Origin of the sequence: Pseudomonas cannabina, from assembly GCF_900100365.1 — a bacterium.
GTDB lineage: Bacteria > Pseudomonadota > Gammaproteobacteria > Pseudomonadales > Pseudomonadaceae > Aquipseudomonas > Aquipseudomonas cannabina.
In genome coordinates, this window is record NZ_FNKU01000004.1 from 24,545 (window position 1) to 46,393 (window position 21,849).

General features: G+C 55.9%; 25 protein-coding genes and 4 pseudogenes. 1 reads left to right on the forward strand and 28 read right to left on the reverse strand.

Features of this window, described 5'->3' with window-relative positions:
• Nucleotides 1–19: 19 nt before the first annotated feature.
• From BLT55_RS29350 to BLT55_RS29470, 25 genes and pseudogenes are all read right to left on the reverse strand, one after another.
• Complete coding sequence (locus BLT55_RS29350; RefSeq protein WP_054999201.1) at nt 20–382, reverse strand: TrbM/KikA/MpfK family conjugal transfer protein; 363 nt, start codon at nt 380–382, stop codon at nt 20–22.
• Between the two features lie 40 nt (nt 383–422).
• Entirely contained in the window at nt 423–2,105 is a 1,683-nt protein-coding gene (locus BLT55_RS29355) for a type IV secretory system conjugative DNA transfer family protein (RefSeq protein WP_054999200.1), read from the reverse strand.
• Complete coding sequence (locus tag BLT55_RS29360; RefSeq protein WP_054999199.1) at nt 2,105–2,338, reverse strand: hypothetical protein; 234 nt, start codon at nt 2,336–2,338, stop codon at nt 2,105–2,107. Before BLT55_RS29360 ends, BLT55_RS29355 begins: the two co-directional genes overlap by 1 nt.
• Nucleotides 2,339–2,453: 115 nt before the next feature.
• Complete coding sequence (locus BLT55_RS29365) at nt 2,454–2,747, reverse strand: hypothetical protein (RefSeq protein WP_060406909.1); 294 nt, start codon at nt 2,745–2,747, stop codon at nt 2,454–2,456.
• 127 nt (nt 2,748–2,874) lie between these two features.
• The gene (locus BLT55_RS29370; RefSeq protein ID WP_074801859.1) at nt 2,875–3,891 is read right to left on the reverse strand and encodes a hypothetical protein; all 1,017 of its coding nucleotides are present in this window, start codon (nt 3,889–3,891) and stop codon (nt 2,875–2,877) included.
• A 62-nt stretch (nt 3,892–3,953) separates the two neighbouring features.
• Nucleotides 3,954–4,127, reverse strand: a pseudogene (locus BLT55_RS29375) (type IV secretory system conjugative DNA transfer family protein); the annotation flags it as partial.
• Complete coding sequence (locus tag BLT55_RS29380) at nt 4,127–4,360, reverse strand: hypothetical protein (protein WP_055001579.1); 234 nt, start codon at nt 4,358–4,360, stop codon at nt 4,127–4,129. The gene BLT55_RS29380 and the pseudogene BLT55_RS29375, both read right to left, overlap by 1 nt.
• 112 nt (nt 4,361–4,472) lie before the next feature.
• A complete protein-coding gene (locus BLT55_RS29385) occupies nt 4,473–6,887 on the reverse strand; it encodes an ATP-binding protein (protein WP_074801862.1) in 2,415 nt (804 codons plus the stop codon).
• A 124-nt stretch (nt 6,888–7,011) separates the two neighbouring features.
• Entirely contained in the window at nt 7,012–7,278 is a 267-nt protein-coding gene (locus tag BLT55_RS29390; RefSeq protein WP_055001028.1) for a hypothetical protein, read from the reverse strand.
• Nucleotides 7,279–7,324: 46 nt separating this feature from the next.
• Nucleotides 7,325–7,690, reverse strand: a complete 366-nt coding sequence (locus tag BLT55_RS29395; protein ID WP_004667995.1) for a hypothetical protein — start codon at nt 7,688–7,690, stop codon at nt 7,325–7,327.
• Nucleotides 7,675–7,935 carry a hypothetical protein gene (locus BLT55_RS29400; RefSeq protein WP_244159033.1) on the reverse strand — a complete coding sequence of 87 codons (261 nt, stop codon included), beginning with the start codon at nt 7,933–7,935 and terminating at the stop codon, nt 7,675–7,677. The genes BLT55_RS29395 and BLT55_RS29400 overlap by 16 nt, the downstream gene beginning before the upstream one ends.
• Nucleotides 7,936–8,074: 139 nt before the next feature.
• Entirely contained in the window at nt 8,075–9,130 is a 1,056-nt protein-coding gene (virB11, locus tag BLT55_RS29405; protein ID WP_054999220.1) for a P-type DNA transfer ATPase VirB11, read from the reverse strand.
• 9 nt (nt 9,131–9,139) lie between these two features.
• Nucleotides 9,140–10,488: pseudogene (locus tag BLT55_RS29410) on the reverse strand (TrbI/VirB10 family protein).
• A complete protein-coding gene (locus BLT55_RS29415; protein WP_054999218.1) occupies nt 10,475–11,284 on the reverse strand; it encodes a TrbG/VirB9 family P-type conjugative transfer protein in 810 nt (269 codons plus the stop codon). The pseudogene BLT55_RS29410 and the gene BLT55_RS29415 overlap by 14 nt, the downstream one beginning before the upstream one ends.
• The gene (locus BLT55_RS29420; protein ID WP_074801868.1) at nt 11,274–12,062 is read right to left on the reverse strand and encodes a VirB8 family type IV secretion system protein; all 789 of its coding nucleotides are present in this window, start codon (nt 12,060–12,062) and stop codon (nt 11,274–11,276) included. Before BLT55_RS29420 ends, BLT55_RS29415 begins: the two co-directional genes overlap by 11 nt.
• Nucleotides 12,063–12,098: 36 nt before the next feature.
• Entirely contained in the window at nt 12,099–12,413 is a 315-nt protein-coding gene (locus BLT55_RS29425) for a conjugal transfer protein (protein WP_074801871.1), read from the reverse strand.
• Between the two features lie 73 nt (nt 12,414–12,486).
• Nucleotides 12,487–13,419, reverse strand: a complete 933-nt coding sequence (locus BLT55_RS29430; protein WP_055001142.1) for a TrbL/VirB6 family protein — start codon at nt 13,417–13,419, stop codon at nt 12,487–12,489.
• 10 nt (nt 13,420–13,429) lie between these two features.
• The gene (locus BLT55_RS29435) at nt 13,430–13,783 is read right to left on the reverse strand and encodes a hypothetical protein (protein WP_055001143.1); all 354 of its coding nucleotides are present in this window, start codon (nt 13,781–13,783) and stop codon (nt 13,430–13,432) included.
• Nucleotides 13,784–13,815: 32 nt separating this feature from the next.
• Nucleotides 13,816–14,502 carry a P-type DNA transfer protein VirB5 gene (gene virB5 / locus BLT55_RS29440; RefSeq protein ID WP_055001144.1) on the reverse strand — a complete coding sequence of 229 codons (687 nt, stop codon included), beginning with the start codon at nt 14,500–14,502 and terminating at the stop codon, nt 13,816–13,818.
• Nucleotides 14,499–16,997 (reverse strand): VirB4 family type IV secretion system protein, encoded by a 2,499-nt coding sequence (locus BLT55_RS29445; RefSeq protein ID WP_223862799.1) that lies wholly within the window; start codon nt 16,995–16,997, stop codon nt 14,499–14,501. The genes virB5 and BLT55_RS29445 overlap by 4 nt, the downstream gene beginning before the upstream one ends.
• On the reverse strand, nt 16,900–17,388 hold the full coding sequence (locus tag BLT55_RS29450; protein WP_055001844.1) for a VirB3 family type IV secretion system protein: 489 nt from the start codon (nt 17,386–17,388) through the stop codon (nt 16,900–16,902). The genes BLT55_RS29445 and BLT55_RS29450 overlap by 98 nt, the downstream gene beginning before the upstream one ends.
• Nucleotides 17,389–17,400: 12 nt before the next feature.
• Nucleotides 17,401–17,736: a hypothetical protein gene (locus BLT55_RS29455; protein ID WP_055001846.1), complete on the reverse strand. Its 336-nt coding sequence runs from the start codon at nt 17,734–17,736 to the stop codon at nt 17,401–17,403.
• Nucleotides 17,736–18,443 (reverse strand): lytic transglycosylase domain-containing protein, encoded by a 708-nt coding sequence (locus BLT55_RS29460; protein WP_055001843.1) that lies wholly within the window; start codon nt 18,441–18,443, stop codon nt 17,736–17,738. The genes BLT55_RS29455 and BLT55_RS29460 overlap by 1 nt, the downstream gene beginning before the upstream one ends.
• Before the next feature lie 12 nt (nt 18,444–18,455).
• A complete protein-coding gene (locus BLT55_RS29465) occupies nt 18,456–18,698 on the reverse strand; it encodes a hypothetical protein (protein ID WP_055001842.1) in 243 nt (80 codons plus the stop codon).
• Between the two features lie 88 nt (nt 18,699–18,786).
• On the reverse strand, nt 18,787–19,320 hold the full coding sequence (locus BLT55_RS29470; protein ID WP_055001841.1) for a transcription termination/antitermination NusG family protein: 534 nt from the start codon (nt 19,318–19,320) through the stop codon (nt 18,787–18,789).
• 254 nt (nt 19,321–19,574) lie between these two features.
• On the opposite strand from BLT55_RS29470, the gene BLT55_RS29475 reads away from it, so the two are divergent.
• Nucleotides 19,575–19,904 (forward strand): helix-turn-helix domain-containing protein, encoded by a 330-nt coding sequence (locus tag BLT55_RS29475; protein ID WP_055001845.1) that lies wholly within the window; start codon nt 19,575–19,577, stop codon nt 19,902–19,904.
• A 2-nt stretch (nt 19,905–19,906) separates the two neighbouring features.
• Here BLT55_RS29475 and BLT55_RS33160 read toward each other — a convergent pair whose 3' ends face one another.
• From BLT55_RS33160 to BLT55_RS29490, 3 genes and pseudogenes are all read right to left on the reverse strand, one after another.
• Entirely contained in the window at nt 19,907–20,314 is a 408-nt protein-coding gene (locus BLT55_RS33160; RefSeq protein ID WP_074801880.1) for a hypothetical protein, read from the reverse strand.
• A 57-nt stretch (nt 20,315–20,371) separates the two neighbouring features.
• Nucleotides 20,372–21,201, reverse strand: a pseudogene (locus tag BLT55_RS29485) (MFS transporter); the annotation flags it as partial.
• A 103-nt stretch (nt 21,202–21,304) separates the two neighbouring features.
• A pseudogene (locus tag BLT55_RS29490) lies at nt 21,305–21,824 on the reverse strand (MFS transporter); the annotation flags it as partial.
• Nucleotides 21,825–21,849 lie beyond the last annotated feature (25 nt).

Genomic DNA, 21,849 nt, shown 5'->3' on the forward strand with positions numbered 1-21,849 from the left:
GCTTGTCAGGATCTGGGGCTTAGCCCCGGACCTTGCCGAACTTGTCGTTGATTTTTTGGGTGTAGCTCTGATCAGCACCGGGGCAGCTGTTGAGGTAGTCCTGGCGCGCCGTGGCGGTCTGGCTCCATTTGATGTTCCCGTGCTTCTTGACCAGGATGCTGAAGTAGTCCTGCTCGGCGCTGCGGCACTCGCTGCCACCGCTGTTGCCGGTGAACTTGCCGTAGAGGCACAGCACGGACTTGCACGGGTCACCGGCGAAGGCCGAGCCACTGCCCATCAGGCACACTGCGAACAGTGCGCAGAGCAGCGTTTTGCCGCGACCGGGCACGGCGTTGCCAGCGACATGACCCTGGCGGTCAGCCGTTTTGCTGAAGGTATTCATGTGTTGCTCCTGCAAGCGTTTGGATGTGCCAGTGGGGGGACTACATCGTTTCGGGGGTATCGTCAGCCTGCGCAGGCTCGGGATCCGGCTCGACCTCAACTGGCGGTGCCTTGTCCGTTGCGGCCTTAGCCACTTCGATTGCCTGAGCGTTGGTGTCTCTGGGATTCCAGCGCTGCCGTTGTTCGGCCTGCATGGGCTTGGTGTCTGCCACTGCCACCTTGGCTTCGACGGTGCGCACCGGTACGGTTAACGCGTCGATTTTGGAAGCATCGCCACTCGGCACATCGGGCGTCGGCATACCCGCTCGCTCTTTGAACACGGGTTCTTCGTACCAGAAGATTTTCCGGGCTCGGATGTTGGCAGCGGGCGTCGTCTTTGTGGCTTCCACAAAAATCAGCTCTTCGCCGTAAGGCAGGGCGCTGACCTCCTGCGGCAACAGCAACGGTCGGGGCTGTTCGCTGTAACTGTCTGTTTGACCTCGAGCACCGATTTCATGCTTCTGTCTGTTCAACGACTGGTTATGGACGCGCACCGTTGTGTTACCCAGGCGCGTGCTGTACTCCTTGGCCAGCTCGACATTGCCGGTGCCGTAGACGATTTCGATGTGAAAGGCCTGCATGATGCCGTTGCCAGCCTCCCGGCCATACGTGCGCTCGCTGCGTAGCTGGTCCTTGCCCTGAAAAATGATGATGTAGCGAAGGCCTGCACCGCGTGTCAGCGCCGGGGCCATTTCCATGATCTCGATACGGCCCATGACCGCGATTTCGTCGATCACGAACAACACCTGATACTTGAGTATCAACGTGCCGTCTGCGCAATGACCACCCTGCTCGGGCATCACATCGGTGTTCTGCTGAATGGCCTGAGTGAAGAACAGGTTCATCAGCGGGCCGTATTTCTTGATGGCGTTACCGGTCACGCAAAAGTAGATGCTGATCTTCTCCTTACGCAGCTTGGTGAAGTCAATGTCGGTGTCTGAGACTGCCCAGGCCACCGTTTTCTCGGCATACATGGACAAGGCACCGCGCAGGATATCGACGGTGGTGGACCATCCGCTGCTCTTGTTCTTCGAGGCCTCGAACACGCCATTGAGCTCTCGAAGGGTTTCCACTGACAGCGCGTTGGGGCCAGTGCTGTGTTGCTCGATGGCTTGCTGCGCCCACACACCGAGCCCGGTGCCCAGTGACGCCACCTCATAGGCCTGGGGCAAGGTCAGCTTCATACCATTGAGCTTCATGCCTTCCATTTCCATCAGGTACAGCAAGATGGCCGCAAACACGTTGGCAGCCTTGTTGTACCACTCCTGGTTCTTGGGGTTGTCCGAGACGAACAGCACACCCGCCAGCGTGCGTATCTGCCCCAAGCGGTACAGCGGGTCGCGGCTGAGTGCACTCAGCGGGTTCCAGCGGTGCGTCTCCAGAAGCTCCGGCGAAAAGCGGTAGACCTTGTGTCCGGCTGCGGCCCGAAAACCTGCCGTGTCCCTCCAGTTTTCAAATTTGGGGTCGTTCACCACCACCGAATCGGGGTAGCTCAATAGATTGGGGGTAACGACTCCCACCGTTTTGCCGGTGCCAGGGGGCGCGGCCAGCATGACGAATGTCTGGCCATAGCTGGCTAAAAAGGTGTCCTTGGTGGGGTGCTTGCCAATGAGGATCGCGGGATGCTCCTCGATCCGTTCTTGGGGATTGTCCGGGCTGATGGGTTTGGATTTAGCTCTGGCCATCAGCGGCTCCCGGCTTGACGCTGAAGCGCCTGTTCGTTGTTGCTTTGCTGCTGAAGATCAGCCTGGAGTTTTTGCAGCTCGATGGACTGCTGCTGGTTGGCCTGGATCTGCTTGAGCGAGGCGCTGATGACTTCGAGCTGGTTCGTCTGTTGATCTAGCTGTGACTGAGTCGCGCAGCCAGTCAGGGACAGCATGAATACTGCGGACAGGGTCAGTGCGGTACGTACATTCATCGTCATATTTCCTTTGAGTAGGCACAGCCAAACGCCAGGCGGCTGGTAGCTGACTGTGTGGCGTTGCATGGGGAGGGTCTGAAAATGCGGGTGTATCAGGGGGCGATGTGGCTATTTATTTGCGCAGTCCCCGCAATAATCCGAGTAGCAATTGATCGGCATCCATACCGTGGTTTTCCTTAGCGAACTTACGGCGTGGATCATCTGCTTGGTCCGCAGCCAGTTGCTCCAGATTGGCCTGGTCTTCGCTGCGCATCTCCTGCGCGTCGCCGCCGGTTGTCAGCAAATACTCCAGCGCTGCGGCTGGAATATCTTCAGGCTCTGCGAACCGGCATTCCCATTCGCTGCGTATCTCCTGTTCATCGCTTCCGGTGGCGTCACTTTTTGCTAACACTTTTTCGGTGGTCATCTTAATATTTCCTCTTAGGGAGACGCTGATTTATTCTAAAACCCAGCTGTTGCCCCCTTATAAATCAAGGCCTCCAGAGCGTTGCAGGGACGAACAATCGAATAAATCAGCGCCTCCTTAGGGTTTGTTAAAAGGTTTCATAGCGATCTACCCTCAAGCCAGGACTGAACTTGACCAATGCGTCGAGGCGTAAAGCAACTGCCGCCGCCATGGCTAGCGCCTCAGACATATCGGGTACCCAGGGGGTGATGTCGTTCAATTCATAAGGTTGACCCGCCATGAAGGTAAGTGAAAAACTTCCCTCTGCGCCGTCCAAATCAAAGGCCAGATACTCGCCTCCCTTGAACCGGTACGGATGAAGGCAAGCGGTGATCTGTCCCTTGATCGCCAGCCGCGCTTGATTTGAAATGTCTTCGATCCACATTTCAACATGCTCTAGATATGAGTTATTGCCATTCATATCCAAGCGGCTCACCTCCATGCTATCTGCACAACAGGATTGCTCGATGTGTATGGCTTCCCCAATGTGGTCGCCAAAAGCGAGTTCCAGCCACGAATCATTGGCGCTTTCCAGCGTTACGATATCGTGGTCCCTTTTTAAGGCATTGATGATCCATCGCGTCCAGGGTTGACACACCTCGCTCACAGGCTGCGCTGCTTTGAGATGGGCCAGCGCTTCATACGCTTCATCCATCAACGGTCGATAACCTGGCAGGGCATCGAAGCGATAGCCTAAAGGAGCGCCTTCGAACTCAGCGAAACAGGTCAGACTTAACCCTAGCCCGCTTAACGGTCCAGAATACGGTTCATTCGTCTCAAAGCCCCCCTCTACCATCCAATCACCCAACGCATCATCATGTTCGGGCGCTGCCACTGGGACGATCTGACACGCCAAGCGCTGCTTTAATGCGTAGACCTCGCTGTGTAAGAAATCTCGAATTTCGTTTTCGGTTCTTCTGAAAAATTCCTTTTCGCCTGCCTGCATCGCATCCTCTGCCGATAAGCAGGCTAGTCCCCCTTCTTTGCCGCAAACATAAAAAAACCAGAGTCCAGACGCCGAAAATTCTCCATCTTGAGCAGTGTCGAATTCGTCGGAGGTTCCAACAAAAATTGCTGGGTTAGTCGTGTGCTTGATGATTGTCATAATCGTATTCTCTTGTTTCCTCTAAGCATGCTTAATCACATACGCTGTATGGAATCCTTGATGGGATCGTGGACGACAACCGAATCGGGATAACGGAGCAAATTAGGAATCACCACCCCTACGGGCTTGCCGGAACCTGGCGGAGCAGCCACCAGAAACGAATCCTCCGCGGGGTGCTCCTCGATCCGTGCTTGGGGATTGTCCGGGCTGATGGGTTTCGATTTAGCCTTGCCCATCAGCGGCCCCCTGCTTGACGCTGAAGCGTCTGTTCGTTGTTGCTTTGCTGCTGAAGATCAGCCTGGAGTTTTTGCAGCTCGATGGACTGCTGCTGGTTGGCCTGTATCTGCTTGAGCGAGGCGCTGATGACTTCGAGCTGGTTCGTCTGTCGATCAAGCTGTGACTGAGTCGCGCAGCCGGTCAGTGACAGCATGAACACAGCGGACAGGGTCAGTGTGATTCGAACGTTCATCGTGATATTTCCTTTGAGTAGGCACAGCCAAACGCCAGGCGGCTGGTAGCTGACTGTGTGGCGTTGCATTGGGGATGGTCTGAAAATGCAGGTGTATCAGGCGGCGAGGCGGCTACTTATTTGCACAGCACTCGCTTGAGTTATCGAGTAGCTGTTGATCGGCATGTCGCCACTTCAAATAGTCCTCGACACGCCAGAAACCGGCAGCGGCAGCATTGCGTTCAAGCACCCACCAGGTTTCGCCAGGCTCGACCATGACGTGGTATTCCTTAGCTAACTTACGGCGTGGATCGTCCTGTTCAGCAGCCAATTGCTCCTGATTGAACTGGTCGCTGCGGGCCTGCTCTTCGGCCAGCTCCTCTTCGGTGAAATAGTCATAGGGATCATCATCGAAGTCCGGCTGTCCGAACTGGCATTCCCATTCGCTGCGTATCTCCTGTTCATCGCTTCCAGTGGCCAGCAAATGACCGAGGTAGTCCAGGGCACCGGCTGGAATGTCCGCTAACGGCATGTCCAGAATCCGGGCAACTTCGGGTTTCGCCTTCTCTGTGGCCTCATCAAGCGCCTGACTGATCCGCTCATATTCAGCCTCATCGGCTTCCCGTTTAGCGCGCAACCGCTCGCTGTTCGCCACCTGATCGGCCTTGGCCTGCTCGATGACCCTGTTCCAGTCGGGCGGCAGTGGGCAGACGCCCTTATCAATTAACCCGGCATTGATCCTGCTGAGCAAGGCCATGTCCTGCTCCGGCACCGGCGTGCTCACGATCGGATCCGCCGAATCGTCCTCGATGGCGTCCGATAAGCCGCGCTTCATACGTCCAGTGCCTACACGCCTCACCAGGTGAAGCTCTCCCCAAGCGCTGCCGGTCGCTTTCTTGCCTTCCATTTCCATGCTCGTGGTGTATTTCATCAACCACTTGTGCATGAACCGCTGACGCTCGGGTGCCATGCGCAGGGAAATGTCATGGAAACGCTGATAGAACGCTTCGTCATGCCCGCACGCCAGGCTGTCGCCCTGGTGCGCCACCTCGTGCTCGACCAGCCCGAAGATATAGGCCGCCGTTTTCATGGGCTCAGATTTAAGGCGTTGGACGATAGTGCGGTTGATGGCCAGGTATGTTTTACCATCCGTCCACGCTTCACTGGTGTTCGATTCACCAAGCAACACCGCCAGGAGGTCTTTGCTATGCCGAACGGTGCCATCCTTCCAGCGTTCAGCCCCCACACACGCACCGGCATAGTGTTGCAGGCACCAGCGCAACGCTATCCAGGCCCGGCGCGTTTCTTTGTCCAGCGCCTTTTTCTCATCGACAATCGATGTTCGCTCGACATAAGCCTTCTTGACCGTCGCGAAAGCGGCGCACTGGGGCACCTTCAGGTCTCGGTACCAGTGACTGACGGCAGGTCTGGCATTGGCAATCACCCGTTCCAGCACATCTTCAAAATCTTCAACGCTATGGCAACCGAAGCGGTCGAGCGTTTGCGGATGCAGTACCTGGATGATGCGCTGCCCGGCAATGCCTTCGCCCTTGGGTATGTCACTGCCCTTTAAAACAACGGTGTAGGTGCCTTTGTGTTCACGAAACGCCTTGCCAATAAAATCCATCAGGGTGATATGCCGTTTGCCTGGCAGAACCGTCATGACTTCTTCATGGCAGAATATTTTGGCCACATCAGCTGCACCGCTGAGCAACGACAGTGCTGATCGCGCTCGACGTGCTTCTGTCTTGCGGCGTCCACCCAATTCCCCCGAGACCTTATCAGCCAGCGGACCGAACACCTTGGCGATGGCTTTCCAGACCGGGCAGGTCTTGCGCAGTATCTCACTACGAGAGACGTTGAGGGCAATCGCCCGCTTGGTCACGATCAGGCCTCCAGCCCCCCAGAGGTGCGAGGAATCGTGACGGACCAGCACGCCCTGGTTGTAGATCGAAACCGCGCCTTCTTCCTTGGCCCGGTAATAGGCGTATTCGTCTTCAAAGTCCCACTTTTCCGTTGCAGGATCGCGGGTAATGAGACGGCCATTAAGTTCAACGCTGATGCGGGTGTAGCGCACCAGGTCACGAATCTCCTGGACGGCAGACATCAACTCCAAATCGTTGAGCGGTTCGTACCAGATGCCCTCGATGGAGCAACCCGGTGCGCCGTGTTCAAGATCGTCCAGCTCGTAGTTGTAGCCCATCGAGCGGGTGTCAACGGTCATCTGCCAATCGTTGGAAGCCCAACGTGTTTTGGCGTGCGCCATGATCTGACCCCGGCCCAGGCGAAACCGGCCATAGGTGGCATCGCCTTCCTGGTGCGGTGTGCCAAAGCGTCCGAAGTAGCGCAGCACGTCATTGCGGCTGGCAAATCCGCGACCGTCATCAGCGCAGTGAAAGCCCTCTTTGGTCATGGTCAGGCGCAATGCGGTGGCATCGGCATCTACAGAGTTCATCACCAGCTCGATGATGGCCTTGCCGATCGATCCGGCCTGACTATGGATGATGTGTTGAATGATTTCAGGGTCCAGCTCAAAAGGTAGCAGCACGGTACACCTCATATAGGTAAGGCCAGGCACAGCCAAACGCCAGGCGGCTGGTAGCTGACTGTGTGGCGTTGCATGGGGATGTTTGAAAATGCGGATGTATCAGGGGGTGACGCGAGCGTAATGCCTACTTGCGGGTCTTACTGGTGCCCTGTGATGGCTTCACCAGTCCGCACACACGGGCATAGCCTGACTCACTATTGGCGAGCGTGCTCCAGCTCCCCTTGTGGCCGGTGTTCAGCCTCTCGATAAACGCTTTTACCTCATCGTCGGTTTGCGCAGCCGCGAACTCGATGGTAGTGGTGAAGTTAGCCAAGATGGCTTCTGCTGATGCCTTCGAGAGCGCCAGTACGTCTTTTGCGTCACTTTTTGCGAGCACTTTTTCGGTGGTCATCGTAATGCCTCGTCTGTTGTCTGAATACATGTAGTGAGCGTAAAGCCTACTTGCGGGCCTTACTGGTGTTCTTGTACTCGCCCTGGTACTCGAACTGGCGCAGCTCGCGGTCGTTGGCAAAGCGGGCATCACCGTGCAACGAAGTTTTGGGCTTCAAGCGCACGAAAACGGCCATCAACGTAACGCCGACCGGCAGGAACGTCAGGGCTGCCGTCACACACCATGACCACGGCACGTACAGCATGCGCCGGTCGTTCCAGGGCAGTTTGCGGGCCTCCCATAGCGTGTCCCAAGACAGGCCCGCGAAGTGCCCTTGGGTCAGCTGCAAAAACATAGCTCCCCCTGCGTACAGGCCTGCCACGAAGAACACCAGCATCAATGCGATGACCAGTAATGTCAGTCTCCACCACATAAACGTCTCCTATCACCCTGCCGGGCGAGCGTGTGCTCGGCCTTCTGAACGTGAGCACGTGCAGCCTCGAAGGCTGCAAACGTCCTCGGATAAGGCTGGATCGCTTCGATCATCTTGAACACTTGCCCCAATGCATCACGGTTGTGCCGCTCGCGTTCTACAAGGGCTTTCTCCAGGCCGTGTGCAGGATTGCGCGTAATGCTGTTGTGCAGCGTGACGTAATCCATCTGGATGGCTTCGGCCACTGCGTAGAACTGTGAGTAATTGAGCAGCAGAACGTATGGCTGCGTGGGTGGCTTAGGCCTTTCTGCTAGGCGCTTACCGCTACCGCGTGTTGCAAACTTCCGAGTAAAAATCCGTTTCAACCACATGACACACTCCTATTTAGCGTCGTTGACGCTGACCATTGAGCAAGGCCAGCTTGTGTTCAGGTTCGTAATGCACTTCCAGGATGTCCGTCTTTTCCATGTACACCACCACATCGAATGAGGTGCGGACCAGGCGCTCGATGTAAGCGTAGTCCAAGCCCTTGCCGACTTCCGACTGCTTTACCAGGCCGCACACACGGGCATAGCCTGCTTCACTGTCGTTGGCGTGCGCCGTGGTCACGGTGCCCTTGGTGCCGGTGTTCAGAATCTCGATGAAGTGCCACACCTCGTCTCCAGTCAGCTCGGCCAGGAACAAGTGGTCGGGCTTCATTCGTAGCGCGCTGGCCACCAGCGCTTTGGGCGTCACCACATCGCTATAAAGCAGATGCACATGGTTGGGATGAAACGGCAGGGAGTCTTCCAGTGATTCCTGGATCGTGACCATGCGCCGGTGAGCCGGAAAGAGGTCGATCAGCGTCTTGCCGTAGGTGGTCTTACCCGACCCTGGCCCGCCGAACACGATGATGTTCTGGAGATGGGCGACGGCAGTTTCCATGAACGAGTCCCAGTCGCCGGCAGCGTGAACGTCCTTCATGTCGCACTGCCAGGGCTTGAGGGTCACCACCGGTGAAGCGATGGCCTTGGCCCGGTCATAGCGGCCACTGTTGACGTAATCCTTATGGGTGAAGCGCAGCAAGGAGGGTTTGCGAAACGTCATCGACAGGGTGCCTTCCTCGCACGCCGGTGCCATGACGATCTGGCCCCGCTCCCCGCCAGGCAATTTAACGGTGTGAATCGGTGAATGAGGGGCCAGCACGCGGGATCTCAGCGCACAGAGTGCATTGGCCAGCCGCCAACACAGGCTGTAGGTGAGCCAGGGCGCGTCCTCGCGCACCCAGCCGTCTGGACCGTCTACCCAGATTTCAAAGGGCCGGTTAATGGCCACGTCCTGGGTGCCAGGGCGATTCAGGCGCTCGGTGACGCCTGCCTGGGCGAGAAAGTCCAGGACCAGCGTGTCTTCGGTCAGCCCTTGTTCCTCAGGGTCTTGCGAGTGATCTTGTTCTTGCGTCATGAATACTCCTTAGCGGTTCTCGAAAACCGATGAAAAGTCGATGTCGCGGGCCACGATGACGGTGATGACCGTGCCCGGCAGCAGGTGCGCGGTGTCCGGGATGTTGATGGTGCTGTCCAGCGCCTTGTTGGCCATGCTCTCCACGTTCTGCTCGCTGTTGTTCACCGTGTAACCACCAGACCCTGAGCTTTTCTGCGTGGTGTTGGACGCGGCCTGAAGCGCGTCCTGGATGAACGACAACATCACTGCACCGCCAAAGCGCTGCATGTAGTGGCGATTGATCCAGGCTTCGGTCCCGCTGGCTCCCATGGGGCCTGCACCGAGGCTGTCAATCTTGGCCCGCACACCCGATTGGGTTTCGATTTCGGTCCAGGTGGTGAACACGCTGGTTTCGCCTGGCCCAACCTCAACCGTCTGTTCACCGGTGAGCTTGTCACCCGCCGCCGCAATCACCGTGGAGCCATCGGCGGAATACAGCGGATCGGTCAGACGACAATCCACCAGCCCTGGGTGGGTGCTGATGATTTCGTTGTACAGCGCGCAGCGCGTGTAGGTGTTGTGGCTGACCAGGTACTTGCGGTTCGGTGCCAGGTACGCCTTGGCCGGGGCAAAGGTGGTGCCGCCCAGGTCACTCAGACTGCTGCGTTTTCTGGAGGGCGATTCCCCCCCAAACCGCCGCTCGATCCGCCCTGAACGTCAGCCAGCAATGAAGGCGGCAGGGAAGACTGATCGTTGGTCGGCTGTTGCGGCTGAGTATTCGCAGCGCCGGTGCCCAACGCATCTTCCGAGGTGACGAACATCGCAGCCCCCAGTTTGCGTTGCCGAGGGGTCTCCACGACCGGTGTGTTCTGCCCGGGCGGTGGTGGCACACTGGCGGCATGTCCCTGATCGATCGATCCGCGATTGGCATCCCTTTTATCCTTTTCCTCCTTCGCCAATCGGTCTCTTTCAGCGCGGGCTCTCCTGTCCTCTTCGGCTTTGTCAGCGGCCAGTTTGGCTTCCCGTGCCTTTTTCATGCTGTCGTCGCTAACCTGATTGACGTCCAGGGTCGCGTCCTTCTTGACGTGGGTTTCATCGACCTCGGAGCCGGTGGTTTTCATCTGGGAAATGGTGAAGTACCAGAGCCCTACGCCAGCCAGCAGCCCCACCAACCCCAGCGCGGCCAGGCTCAGGTAAAGCGTCTTCCTGTTTTGGGTATCGCCTGTGCGTTTGGTCCGCACGTCAAAGGCCCCACGGGCCTGGGTGCTGGCAGGCTCGGAGGCCGTTGCCTGTTCCGGGGTCGCTGCGGGTTCGGGTGGCCCGATGCTGTCCGGCCCTGGGGTGTTCGCCGGGGCTTGGTCGTTGTCATTGTTCTGCATGCTTGAGCTCCCGAATCTCGCCGGTGGTGGTCCCGTTGAAGTTGTACCCCGTGTTCACCTGAACGGTAGGCCGGGCCTCTACAACCAAGCCGTTTAGGCGGAACCGAAACAGCCGGCTGACCCCATGCACCACGACCACGTTCTGTTCGTTGTGCGCGTCGGCCAGGGTTTCAGTACCATCGGGCAATACCTGGTACAGCACCGGGCGCGGCCCGTTGCCGGTGAAACGGAAGCAGGTCAGCATGCCGTTGTCCCAACCCTCATAGGGCGCTATGGACCTGCTCTCTGCACTGGAGCGCTTCTGATAGGGGCCGTTTTGCACCGGGCCGTCGCAGGGGTTGCCGGGGTCACGGCGTACAGCGCCAGTTTTTTTCGGCGGCTCGGGGTAGGTGAAGCGCAGCGCGTAGGTCATGTCCGCAGCCCGAGTCACCAGTTTCAGTTCCAGCAGGTAGGTGTGCCGGTTGGTGTTGATCACCAGGTTGGTGTTGGGCTCCTGGTCGGTAATGGGCTTGATGGCCACCAGGTTACCGGCCTTGTTCGGGCCGATGGACCAGGCCTTGGGATCACCTGACACCATCAAGCCCGAGGCCTCATTGATCGTCTCATTGGCCGGAAGCTGAACCAGCGAGGTACGACCCACCGAGGCCTGGATGCGGTACACGTTGTCCGGGCTGTAAACAGCGGTCTGCACGCGCCGGTCCAGCGTCGAGCCGGTGCCCATGCTCTCGGCAAAGACCGGCAGGCCGGACGTCACAAGCAACAAGGCGGTGAGGCCTGAAACGGCTTTATTTACCATTGGATACCCCCACTTCCTGGGTCATCGTATAGGCCTTGACCCCGAAGCCACGGGGGTTAAGCCATTGGTCACCGGCTTTTTTGGCCGGGTTCTTGTAGTCGTAGGTCACCGTCGCCACCCAGGTCACCGGGGCCAACTGGGGATCGGGGACGCCGTTGCGGTCCAGCACGGTTTTGGTGAGTCGCACCTGGGCGGTGCCTTCCCGATCTTTGCGTTCCAGGAAGTTGATATTGTTGATATCCGTGCGTATTTGCCGGTTGGTCCCCAGCACTTCCAGATAGCCCTTGGAGGACAACTGGAAATTGCGGTATTCGGTAAATGTTTCACCGTAGGACATCAGCTCCACCATGCCGAACTCTGCGTCGTGGCTTGAGAAGTTGTAGCTCTCGCGAAACCGTACATAAGTCGAGAGCCAGAACTCGTCATCGATCTGCTCCGGTGGCTTGCCTTTGTCGTCGGCCCACACCACGTCCGTGTAGCCGGAGTTGTTGTCTACCCGTACCAGGCCAAGTTGCACGGTCTTGAGCGGGGTCAGGCCCATCACGGCGGCGATCGACATAAAGGTCAGCACACCAAAGAAGCCCGCCAGGCGACGGGCGTTTTTGGTCTTGGCCTTCTCGTCGGCGGCGATGTTCTTCTCGAAATACCGCGCTGCGTGGATGAATGCCTGTTCAGCCAGGCTGATGTCTTGTGCGGTGGCCGCGTCGATGCTGGTACGGGCGGTCAGTTGCCGCTCCTGATCGATCACGTCCTGTTTGGATTTTCGAAACTTTTTCATAGATCACCTAAACGGGACAAACACGCGCTGCGCGGATCAGTTCGCGGAGCATTTGGAGTCGTTGGGCGGGACCTCGGCGGGCTTTGCCGGGGAGGCGCTTGCGGCAGTTGCCGGGCGCTTTTGACTGGTGGTCTTGAGCGGCTGGGCCTGGGGCGCGGGGCTTGCCGCTGGCCGTACCTGGCCAAGCACGGGGCGCGTAGCCGGTATCACGGCGGCTGGTACAGGTGCAGGCTTGTGGGTGAAGGGCATGTCTTCCCACTGCCCTTCCGGTTCGGAAAGCTTGGGTGCAGAGCCACACCCTGACAGCAAGGCAGCCGAAAGCAGCCCGCTCAAAGCAAGTTTGACATTCATAGTGGAGTACCTGAGAGAAGCGAGGGTGTTGCGAGTAGGGAGAGGATGTAGCCGGTAACGATAAATCGGGGTGTTATTTGATGTTGTTGCGTCCCCTCCGCAGTTTGGAAATGCCGGCGGCGGCACCACGAGTCATGCCTCTTGCAGCACCAAATCCTGTAATTTTACTGATCATTCCGCCACCGGAAGGGCCACCGCCCATGATGGAGGCTGCTTGCTGAGGCAGTTCGATGACCAGCGCTGTGAACGTGCAGAAGACAATCAGGATGGTGAGATTCCCCTCCAGGGTGGTCGTCAACGTTCCATCTTTAATCATCATGGTGTTGATAAAGCCGATTTCGATTGCCAGCACAACCGATATCAGGACCTGGGCCAACATGAAGCCTGCGATGGCTGAAACCCACCCCCAGAAATACTGCCGGGTCTGATCAAACAGCAGAAAGGCAATAAACAAAGGCCCTACGGCCACGACAGCCGTTGTCGACACCTTCAGTACAAAGAGCGTAGCCACGGCAGCCAGCAAGAACGGGATACCGCCCAGCACGTAAAACACCACCCCCTGAATGCCCAACCAGATTTTAGCAAAACTGGTTGTTACGATATTGAATTCCATAGCCCCTATCAGGGCGCTCAGGTTCGACGCATAAGTAACAATCAAACTGTCGATCTGGTTGGTTTGCGTGCCCTCCTGGCCGGACAAGATTCCCCCCATCCAGTTGGGAAAGCCGGTGATAAAGGGCACAATCGTTTGTACGTACCAATGCACACTGAACGCACACGCGGTAATGGCAGCCATTTTCATAATTTCTTTGGCCACATCCTCGAAGGCAACGTTCATCCCCCGGTACAGCCATTGCATGTTGCGAAGCGTGAAGTGGATCAACCACATCGTCCCGAAGAGCGCTCCCAGCCCCAGCATCACCTTGGCCATCCCGGTGACCAAGGCGCTTTGCAGAGCAGCATCAACGAAATTGAACAACGTCTGGGCTATCTTTGTTACGTCCATGCCGCCTCCGTTATTTTGCTCGGGTATAGGTGATGTAATCGAAATAGATGACGTTGCCTTCCAAACGCATGGTTACAAGACCATTAGCCATGCTTAAGACACTATCCGACTCCGCCTTGGCTTCAAATCGCTGCATGCTTTTTTCCCTTTTGCCATGCCCCAAAATATCATCTGTGGTTTCAAGGTTTACGTGAAACATTTCTCCGTCTTTGGAGATATCCATGACAAAGGTTGGCTTGCCCATTCTTTTCATGTTTTCTCCAGTCCATCGCCCAACAAATCCATCCCCTTTGCTATCGAAGCAACCCGACAGCGCCAGTGCAAACAACACCAAGCAAGAAAAAGCAGTCATTCTTTTAAACATAGGTCATCTTCCCTTTTGAATTTATTGGTGAATCAATCGTAGCTGGGCCGCACGCTCGTTTTACCGTTCATGTAGTCACTGAACGCCTGGGCCCGTTTTTCGTTTTCCATTTTCTCTTGCTGCTGCTGGAGCATCTGCATGTTGGCCAGCCGCATCTGCTGGTTTTGCAGCTCGATCAGCTCCTGCTGGTAGCGCAGCTGTAAATCCTCCTTCTGCTGTGGGGTCGTCACCTCGTTCAGCCGTGCCCGCAGGAACTCGGCGTTCTTGACCCGTTCGGTGCTGGCGTTGTAATTGCGCTCCAGCGCATCGACCACCGACATCATCTGGTCGAATTTGGCCTGCACGCTGGCATTATCCGAGGTTAAGCCGTAGCGGTCACGCAAACTGGCGATGTCCCGTGCCGTGCCGTAGACATCGGCCCAGTCCCCCATGGGCATCACCTTGTTCAAGGCGGGATCGTTCAGGAACCCACCCAGCATGTCGTTGCCGGTGATGATGCTCTTGTAGTGGTTGTACTGCTGCGCTGTCTCGCGGATGGCGTCCTTGGCCGTGGTCAGTGCATCCATGGCCTGCTTAGCCTGGGCCAACGCATTCGCCCTCAGCGTGAGCAGGGTAGACGGGTCCAGGACCGGAACGCCTGGTACTGCTGCGTAGGTCGCAGGCAGGGCTGCCGTCCCTATGACCGCGCTCAGCGTGTAAACCAGCATCTGCTTTTTCATGACGCATTCTCCATTTCGTTGTGTTCCTGAAGTGCTTTCCAGGCCTTCTGGAAGGCCGGCATCCAGCGCTGTGCATCCCGCGTGTTCATGGACTGGCGCAGGTTGTCGGCGTAGTCGAACGCAGGCAGCCATACAGCGGGATCGTCGGTGTTCAGCCATTGGCGAACGGCCTCGGCCACCAGAAAAGCGTCTACCCAGACCTTGGGATCGGTCGTGCCCAGGTGTTGCCGGATACGCTCGGCGACCGCCAGGTTCATTTTCGTGGCCGACAGCAACGGCAACCAGTACTTGAGTGGGCCGCCCAATTCCATCTTCAGCTTCACCGTCTGGTGCCCCTGCTGCACCACCATTTCCCGGCTGAGTTTCCCCATGTCACGCACCGCTTCGAACAGCTTGCCCGTGACGCCAAACTTGGCGTAACTCTTAGCCTGGGCGTTTTTGTTGGGCAGCCAGATGGGCGTAATCACCTGCTGAATGACCGCCGGAGCATACTTCGTCGCCAGCGCTTGCTCGGGGTACTGGGTGTCCATGATCAGGATTTCCCCGCGCATACGACCGCTCTGCAAGACCTCCTGGATGGCGTCTGCCGTGCTTTTGAATGACAGCGGTGCCCAATACTCGGCCACTACGTTCAACAGCAGATTGCCGGGGCGGGCTTCGTGCATTTCGCGTTTCATGTAGAACAGCGTGTTCAGAAACGCCTCCATGACCTCGGGGTGTTTCTCGGCATAATTGTTTTTGAGCAGCTGCGTGCAATCGAAAGCCAGACGCCGGTAGGTCTGCGCATCGAACTGGTTGACCGGCGAGTCCAGTACCCAGGCGTATTGCCCTACACGGCCCTCACCGGCCAGGCGACACCATTTCGATAGCCGGGTCCGCAAGCAGTTTTCGCCTTGCTCGGGGATGTTTCGCAGCAGCAATGACATGCTGCGATTGCGCACGTTGGTGTGCGCCATGACCGCCTCGATAGAGTCCTTGATCCTTTTCTGGTCAGCGTCATTGCTCTTGTCAGGTCCACCGGCGCAGCACAGCACCAGGTCAAACAGCATTTGCCGCAATGCAGGACTGTCGTGAAACTGGAACGGGTTGACGCCGGTGAAGTGCCCCAGCTGCACGGTGTAATACTCGGCCCCCAGTGCACACAGCAGGTGTTTCAGCGACTCGTTGTAGTCGATACCGAAAATCAGCGGATCGAAGCGGCTGAGAAAGGTCAGCAGGGTGGCCTCCGCAGTGGTTTTACCGACCCCCGTCTGGCCCGTGAAGACCGCATGCCCTGGCAGCATTTCACCGAGGTTGTTCTGACCGGGCGGGCTGTCGTGCACGTTGAGGACATACAACGCCTTGTTGGCCGTCAGCACCGGCATGACGCCTGTCCCGTCACCAATGGGGTTGCCCTTGACCTTGCCCGTGGGGGTGGAGTGCAGCGAAAAGCTGCACGCCAGGTTCTCGGTCGATTTCATCATGGGGTACATGGCCTCGGTCACACCGGGGAACTGCGTGTACCAGGTGTCGATGTTGCTCATGGTCGAACGCACAAAGGTCGCGTCACGCACCGTAAACACCGACGCCATTTTCGTGCCGTTCTCGATGGCCTGGTCCGGGGTCTTGCCGAAGACGATCAGGGAGGCGTGATAGCGACCAAACGCCTTGTCGCCCAGGGTGATGGCCTCGATGGCATTTTCAAGCTCCTCGGTCTGCCTGGAATCGCGCTCGACCGAGCCCAGGTCCGCCACGTGCTTTTTGAATTTGTCCTTGGCCTTGTTGCGGTCCTCGAACAGAAACGTTTGCACCAGGGTGAACTCGAACTGCTGCTCGATGGCCTCGTCCCACATACCGGGGTAGGTCCCGCCACTGGGGTAGTCGCGCAGGTCAAAGGTCGTCGCAAAGCGCTGGCCACCCCGGTTGGGACGGTTCTCGACAAAATCATAGTTTTCGAAGTTGGTGACGCTATCAATGATCGCGTCACCCAAGCGGGTGTCGCTGACCAGCACGTCTTTTTCGTGCCCGTTGATCAACAGGCTGAAGTAGCGCCCGATCTGTGAGAACAATGCACCGTGTTCGTTTTCCTCAAGGCCCATGATGACCGGGTCATATTCGGCCAGCAACGTAGAGGAAAGTGACAACAGGTCGCTCATACGCTCGATCCCTTCATCAACCTCGCGGTACTTGAGGATCAGGGCAATGCTGTATCCAACCTGGAAGAAGGTGCCGTTGCGAAACGGTGCGGTGTAAGCGTCCACAAAGTCCTGAAGGGCGGGCAGCGGCAAGGTGTATTGCGTGTCCAGCTCGATGCCCGTCTTGGTGATGTAGGTTTGCAGCATCAGGTGCTTGCCTTCCTTTTTGCCCAAGGCCAGGAAGTAGCGGTTGAGGTTGTGAAACAGTTGGATCAGTTCTTCATCACTGCGGGTTTCGCTGGAAACCCCCTTCAACTGAATCAGACTCACCAGGCGATTGCCGGGCAGTGTCACCATGTGTTCGTGGACCGGATAGCGCATCAATGGCGCTTTCTTTTCCGGGGGCATAACGCTTTTGTGAAAATCGTGCGCCATAGAATTCATTCCATTGCGGGTTAAAGGGGGTCAGCAACAACGGTTTGCCGTACTTGAGGCTCAGCCAGAGACGTCGCCGCGCAAAGCGGATACGTCGCAGGTACTGCGGATCGATCAGGCCCACGACCCTCAAGGCGATGAGGGCAATCAGGAACGGGGAGACAACGACCAGGCCCCACACCCAGGACAGCAGGAAGGTTGCGGCCACACCGAAGACCAGGCCGCCCATCAGCAACCCCACCATGGGCATGATGGGAATGTTCCAGAACATCGCAGGCCGACTCATGGCGTTGTAGCTTTCGAAGGTCAGTTTCTTGAGTACTTCGTTACTGGCCATAAGCGCTCCTGGTCAACCCGGCACGCCGGTGCCGAACACCTGCCAGGCCGCCGTGCCCAAGGCCACTGAGCCACCGACAACCAGCAGCACACCCACCTGTTGCAAGTAGTCCATGAAAGTGTGCGAGCGGTCGCCCGTGGAGCGAGCAATCAGCCATTGGGCACCTGACCAGATCAGGCAAACCAGGCCCAGGGTTCCCGCCAGGGTGTAGAGGCCCAGGCGGATATTGCTGCCCCACTGGTTCAACGTGCTGAGCCAGTCAGCGGAAGCGATGCCGGGCAGACAAGCCAAGGCCACCAGCAGAATGCCCAGCTCGCCTTTGTTGGGCACAAGGGTACGTTTGATCATCATTGATCCTCTTGAGGGTGATTTGAAGGTTGTTCAGGGGGTGAAGCCGGAACAGCAGGTGCAGCGGATGGAGCAGAAACAGGCGGTGGGGCAGGCGGCAGATAGCGCGGGTACTGGCGCAGCACGTCCCAGCTTTCGTAGGTCGGCTCAACGGTGGACCCCGGGGCCTGAGCGCGCTGGAGCTGACTTGGCTCAGCTGAACCGCCTTCCAGAGCCGGGACGGTCACGGTGGTACCGCCTGCATTAGCCAATACACGCTGCACATGGCTGCTACCGCTAAAAGCGGCCTCGGCCTTGAATCCGCGTTTAAGGTTGCCGCTGTAGTAGCAGGAAATGGTTTTGCGCAAAGCTCCCTGCGTATCCGGATCGGCTTTACTGGCCTTTACATAGCAGGCCTGTAGCTCTCGCTCTGCCATGCGCAGGTTGGTGCAGGGCTCAAATACAGGTTCGGGTCGGCTGACATCGAAATGCTGCCGGTTGATTTGGCCCAGGCCGATGCTGAAGTCAGCCCCCTCCGCGACCAGCTTTTTCACCGCCAAAACGGCTTCATCCAGGCTTTGCGGTTGACGCGGCAACACTTTGCCGACCACGCCAATGGCATAGGGATTGAAGGAGGATTCTGTCTTGACGATGGGGGTAAGCGTGGCTGGGTGTATCGAGGGAGCGCATTGCATGGCCAGGGCCAGAAAGGCACTGGTGGTGAGCATTGCAGGTTCCTTCTAGTCAGTAACAGTAAGAGGCGTGCCAGGTGCCGATTTTTTGGAATCTTCAATCAACTGCTCAACGGCCATTTCAAGAAAATTATCGATCAGATAGCGAGCGAGCTTTGAGGGTGAAATCTGCCTGGGGCTTTTGGTTTCATAGCTCACCCGTATCGCAGCTTTGTTCAGCGCCTCCACCCTGACCGCTCGGATATAAACGCTTACTGTCTTGGTGGTTGCTTCATCTTCGGATGACGCCATGGGAACTCCTGAAGGTTGTGAGAACGCAAAAAAACACCGCCTGGCTAGACCAGGCGGTGAAAAGGGAAATCGTGGAAAGTGGTAAAGCCTAGGCGGCATTTACCATCGAGTAGCAAAGGGTGCCGGATCGTCTAACAAGGCGCTCCAACGCTGCGTCCTGGGCCAGGAGCGCAAAGAACGCTGCTCGGCGCGCAGCTTCAGATTTCATGTCGATGATCAGACGCAGCGTCTTTTCCAGCTCAGTCGGCAAATTACGAAACTCGATGCAATCAAGCGCACGGTTGGAACGAACCAAAGCCGCTGCCTTTAATGCCTCTACTGTGCTGTCCTGCATGACACACGCTTGACCACCAAACTCACAAGTTTGACCGCCGAACTGAACGAACCCATGAGCACCATTCAATGCTGTGATGGTGGTGGTATGCGTCACTTGGGGATCGAAGCGCAGCAGCAGATACCCCGGAAACAAGCGCACCTCTTTCTCTATCGATGAGGGACGATCCGTGCGTTTGCGAGAGGTCTTTCTGGTGGGGGAGTACACCTCCACACCCAATCGCTCGATCGACGTGATAAGTGACTGGTAAACGGAGGAATTGTGCATCAAAACACGCCAATTTTTCATAATCGGATCCTTTTGATCAGGCGCTCTTTCGAATTCCCAAACCGCTGAGCGCAGGGGCGAGTGGTGTGCTGATGAAAACCAGCTCCATCTGTGACTGGGCCATGGGATGGCCAGCAGGTGATGGATTTGTAGATAACAAAATAGAGCAAACACAAAAAAAATCAACCAGAAATGAATAAAAATATCTATTTCTGGTGTTTTTTTTTAGAGCGTCAGTGCTGATGCTCTCTGGCTCCAAAAAGGGATCAGAAATCATGCGCGATTTTGTCGCCGCTCGCCTGAAGCTGCTACGCACAGGTAAGGGGCTGAAGCAGTCTGAAGTGGCAGAACTCATAGACTGCGAGCCTAATACCATTAGCCGGTATGAAAGAGCTGAAACTATGCCTAACATCGAAGATCTGCTTAGGTTGGCAGACCTATTCGGAGTATCTCCGATGGAGATACTTCCACCACAAGACTCTACAGCTCAACGTATCCATATGCTCCGACAAAACCTAACTGAAAAAGCTCTTCAACTAGAGACTATTGAAGACTTGGAACAGCTAATAAAACTTGCAGATGGCCTGCGTGATAAAAAGAAGTAAAATCAAACATGTTCATACCGATTTAAAATATTTTTATACTTACATAAAATTTCTTCAATACGTAGCACCCTATAAAAGTGGGTCAATATCGAAAAGGCATCTAAAGGAATCAATCTAGTGTGAGCCCGAACAACGCTAAATTGCTTCTCGAACTCCAAAAGATCTAAAAGCTCCTTAAATTCTTCTTGCATACCAAGGCGATCTTCTTTTGAAGAAGATCGCCTTTGCAAGTAATAGCACACACCAACCCAACAGGATTGAGTAGCGTCTAATAAAGCGTATACATCACTTGCAACTTGGTCTATTGAAAAGATACCGCCAGACAAGAAAGATGTATAACTTTCTTCTAAACGCATCACATCAACCAATTCTTTTAACTCAACTCTCACTTCATCTTTTTCAATTTCCATTATTTTCTCCATACCCTGTACACGCAGTATCTATGAAAAAAGAGACAGACCTATTCATCAGTTCTTGAAACTAGAACTCTTACCACCTTGATCAAATGCGCAAGCCACGACCAACAAAACCGCTGATAAATCAATATTAGTACAACGCCATGTGTTGAGTGCTTTGGAGAATTTGAAACCAGCGATAACGCTCCAAGTGGTGCTAGGCCACCTGCGATGGCAGTTCCAATCTCTCGACCAGTACCAACGCCTGACGATCTTGTGTTTGTAGGAAACTGGCGACTCAAGAAAGAGCCTTGAGGAGCGAACATCATCGGTGCAAGTACACCGGTTGCGAAGCCTATAGCAATAAATATCCACAAACTCTGCCCTGTCTCCAGGAGTTGCATGAAGGTGTACGCAAATATCGCTGATAACGTTCCTCCAGCCATCAATACTTTCTTGCTGCTCCAGCGATCACACAAAGCACCAAAACAGGGAACCGAAAAAATTGCTATTAGACTGGCAATGGTTACAGAAAGTGAAGTGGTATTTGCAGATACCCCTTTATACAACGTGAGATATGCAAGTGAAAAGGTTTTGAATATATAGCTTAGGGCGTTATACCCAATTGCAACAAGAAGAACTACTACTAGACCTTTGAAGTCTTTCTTAAGCAAAGTCAGCAAAGGCGCTTTTTCTATACCAGTGTTCGACGTGACCTTGGATTTGTTGTCGTCACTGATCTCCTGGAAGGCAATCGTTTCTGGAATGCTTCTGCGCACCCACAACCCCACCATCACAAGAACGATACTGGCAACAAATGGGATTCTCCACCCTCCGGCAAGCAAGAATGCTTCACCCTGCATCGTCAGAAGATAGACCGTCAGCGACGATAGAAGCAGACCTAGGGAGACGCTGATTTATTCTAAAACCCAGCTGTTGCCCCCAGATAAATCAAGGCCTCCAGAGCGTTGCAGGGACGAAAAATCGAATAAATCAGCGCCTCCCTAGGTTCAACCCTAGAGCGGGCCATGCGCCCTGGCTGCCGCGCTTGTTCTCGTCAGCATGCTCATACGCTGTGACAGCGGCTGCAGCGAGTTCCGCACCAGCGCCTAGACCTTGCAAGATTCGAATCAACACCAACGTTACTGGTGCCCAAATGCCCAACGTGGCATAACCAGGGATGAGTCCAATAATTGTTGTGCAAACCCCCATTAGGCAAAAGGTCACCATCAACATACGTTTGCGGCCAAACTTATCTCCGAGGTGTCCGAAAAGAACACCTCCAAACGGTCTAGCTATGAATCCGATTGCGAAAGTCGAGAAAGACAGTAAAGTTGCATTTTGCGCATCAGTCAGAAGGATTAAAGAAAACTTTAGAAAAAACTGTGGCAGCCATTAATGCATACAGATAAAAATCATACCACTCCAGCATTGATCCAATGATGGTTGCAGCGGCAACCTTCCGCAAACGATTTTTGCGCTCGACTGTAGTTTCATCTGGCATTAATTTAGTTTTTTCACTCATGGTCGTACCCATACTATTATATTTA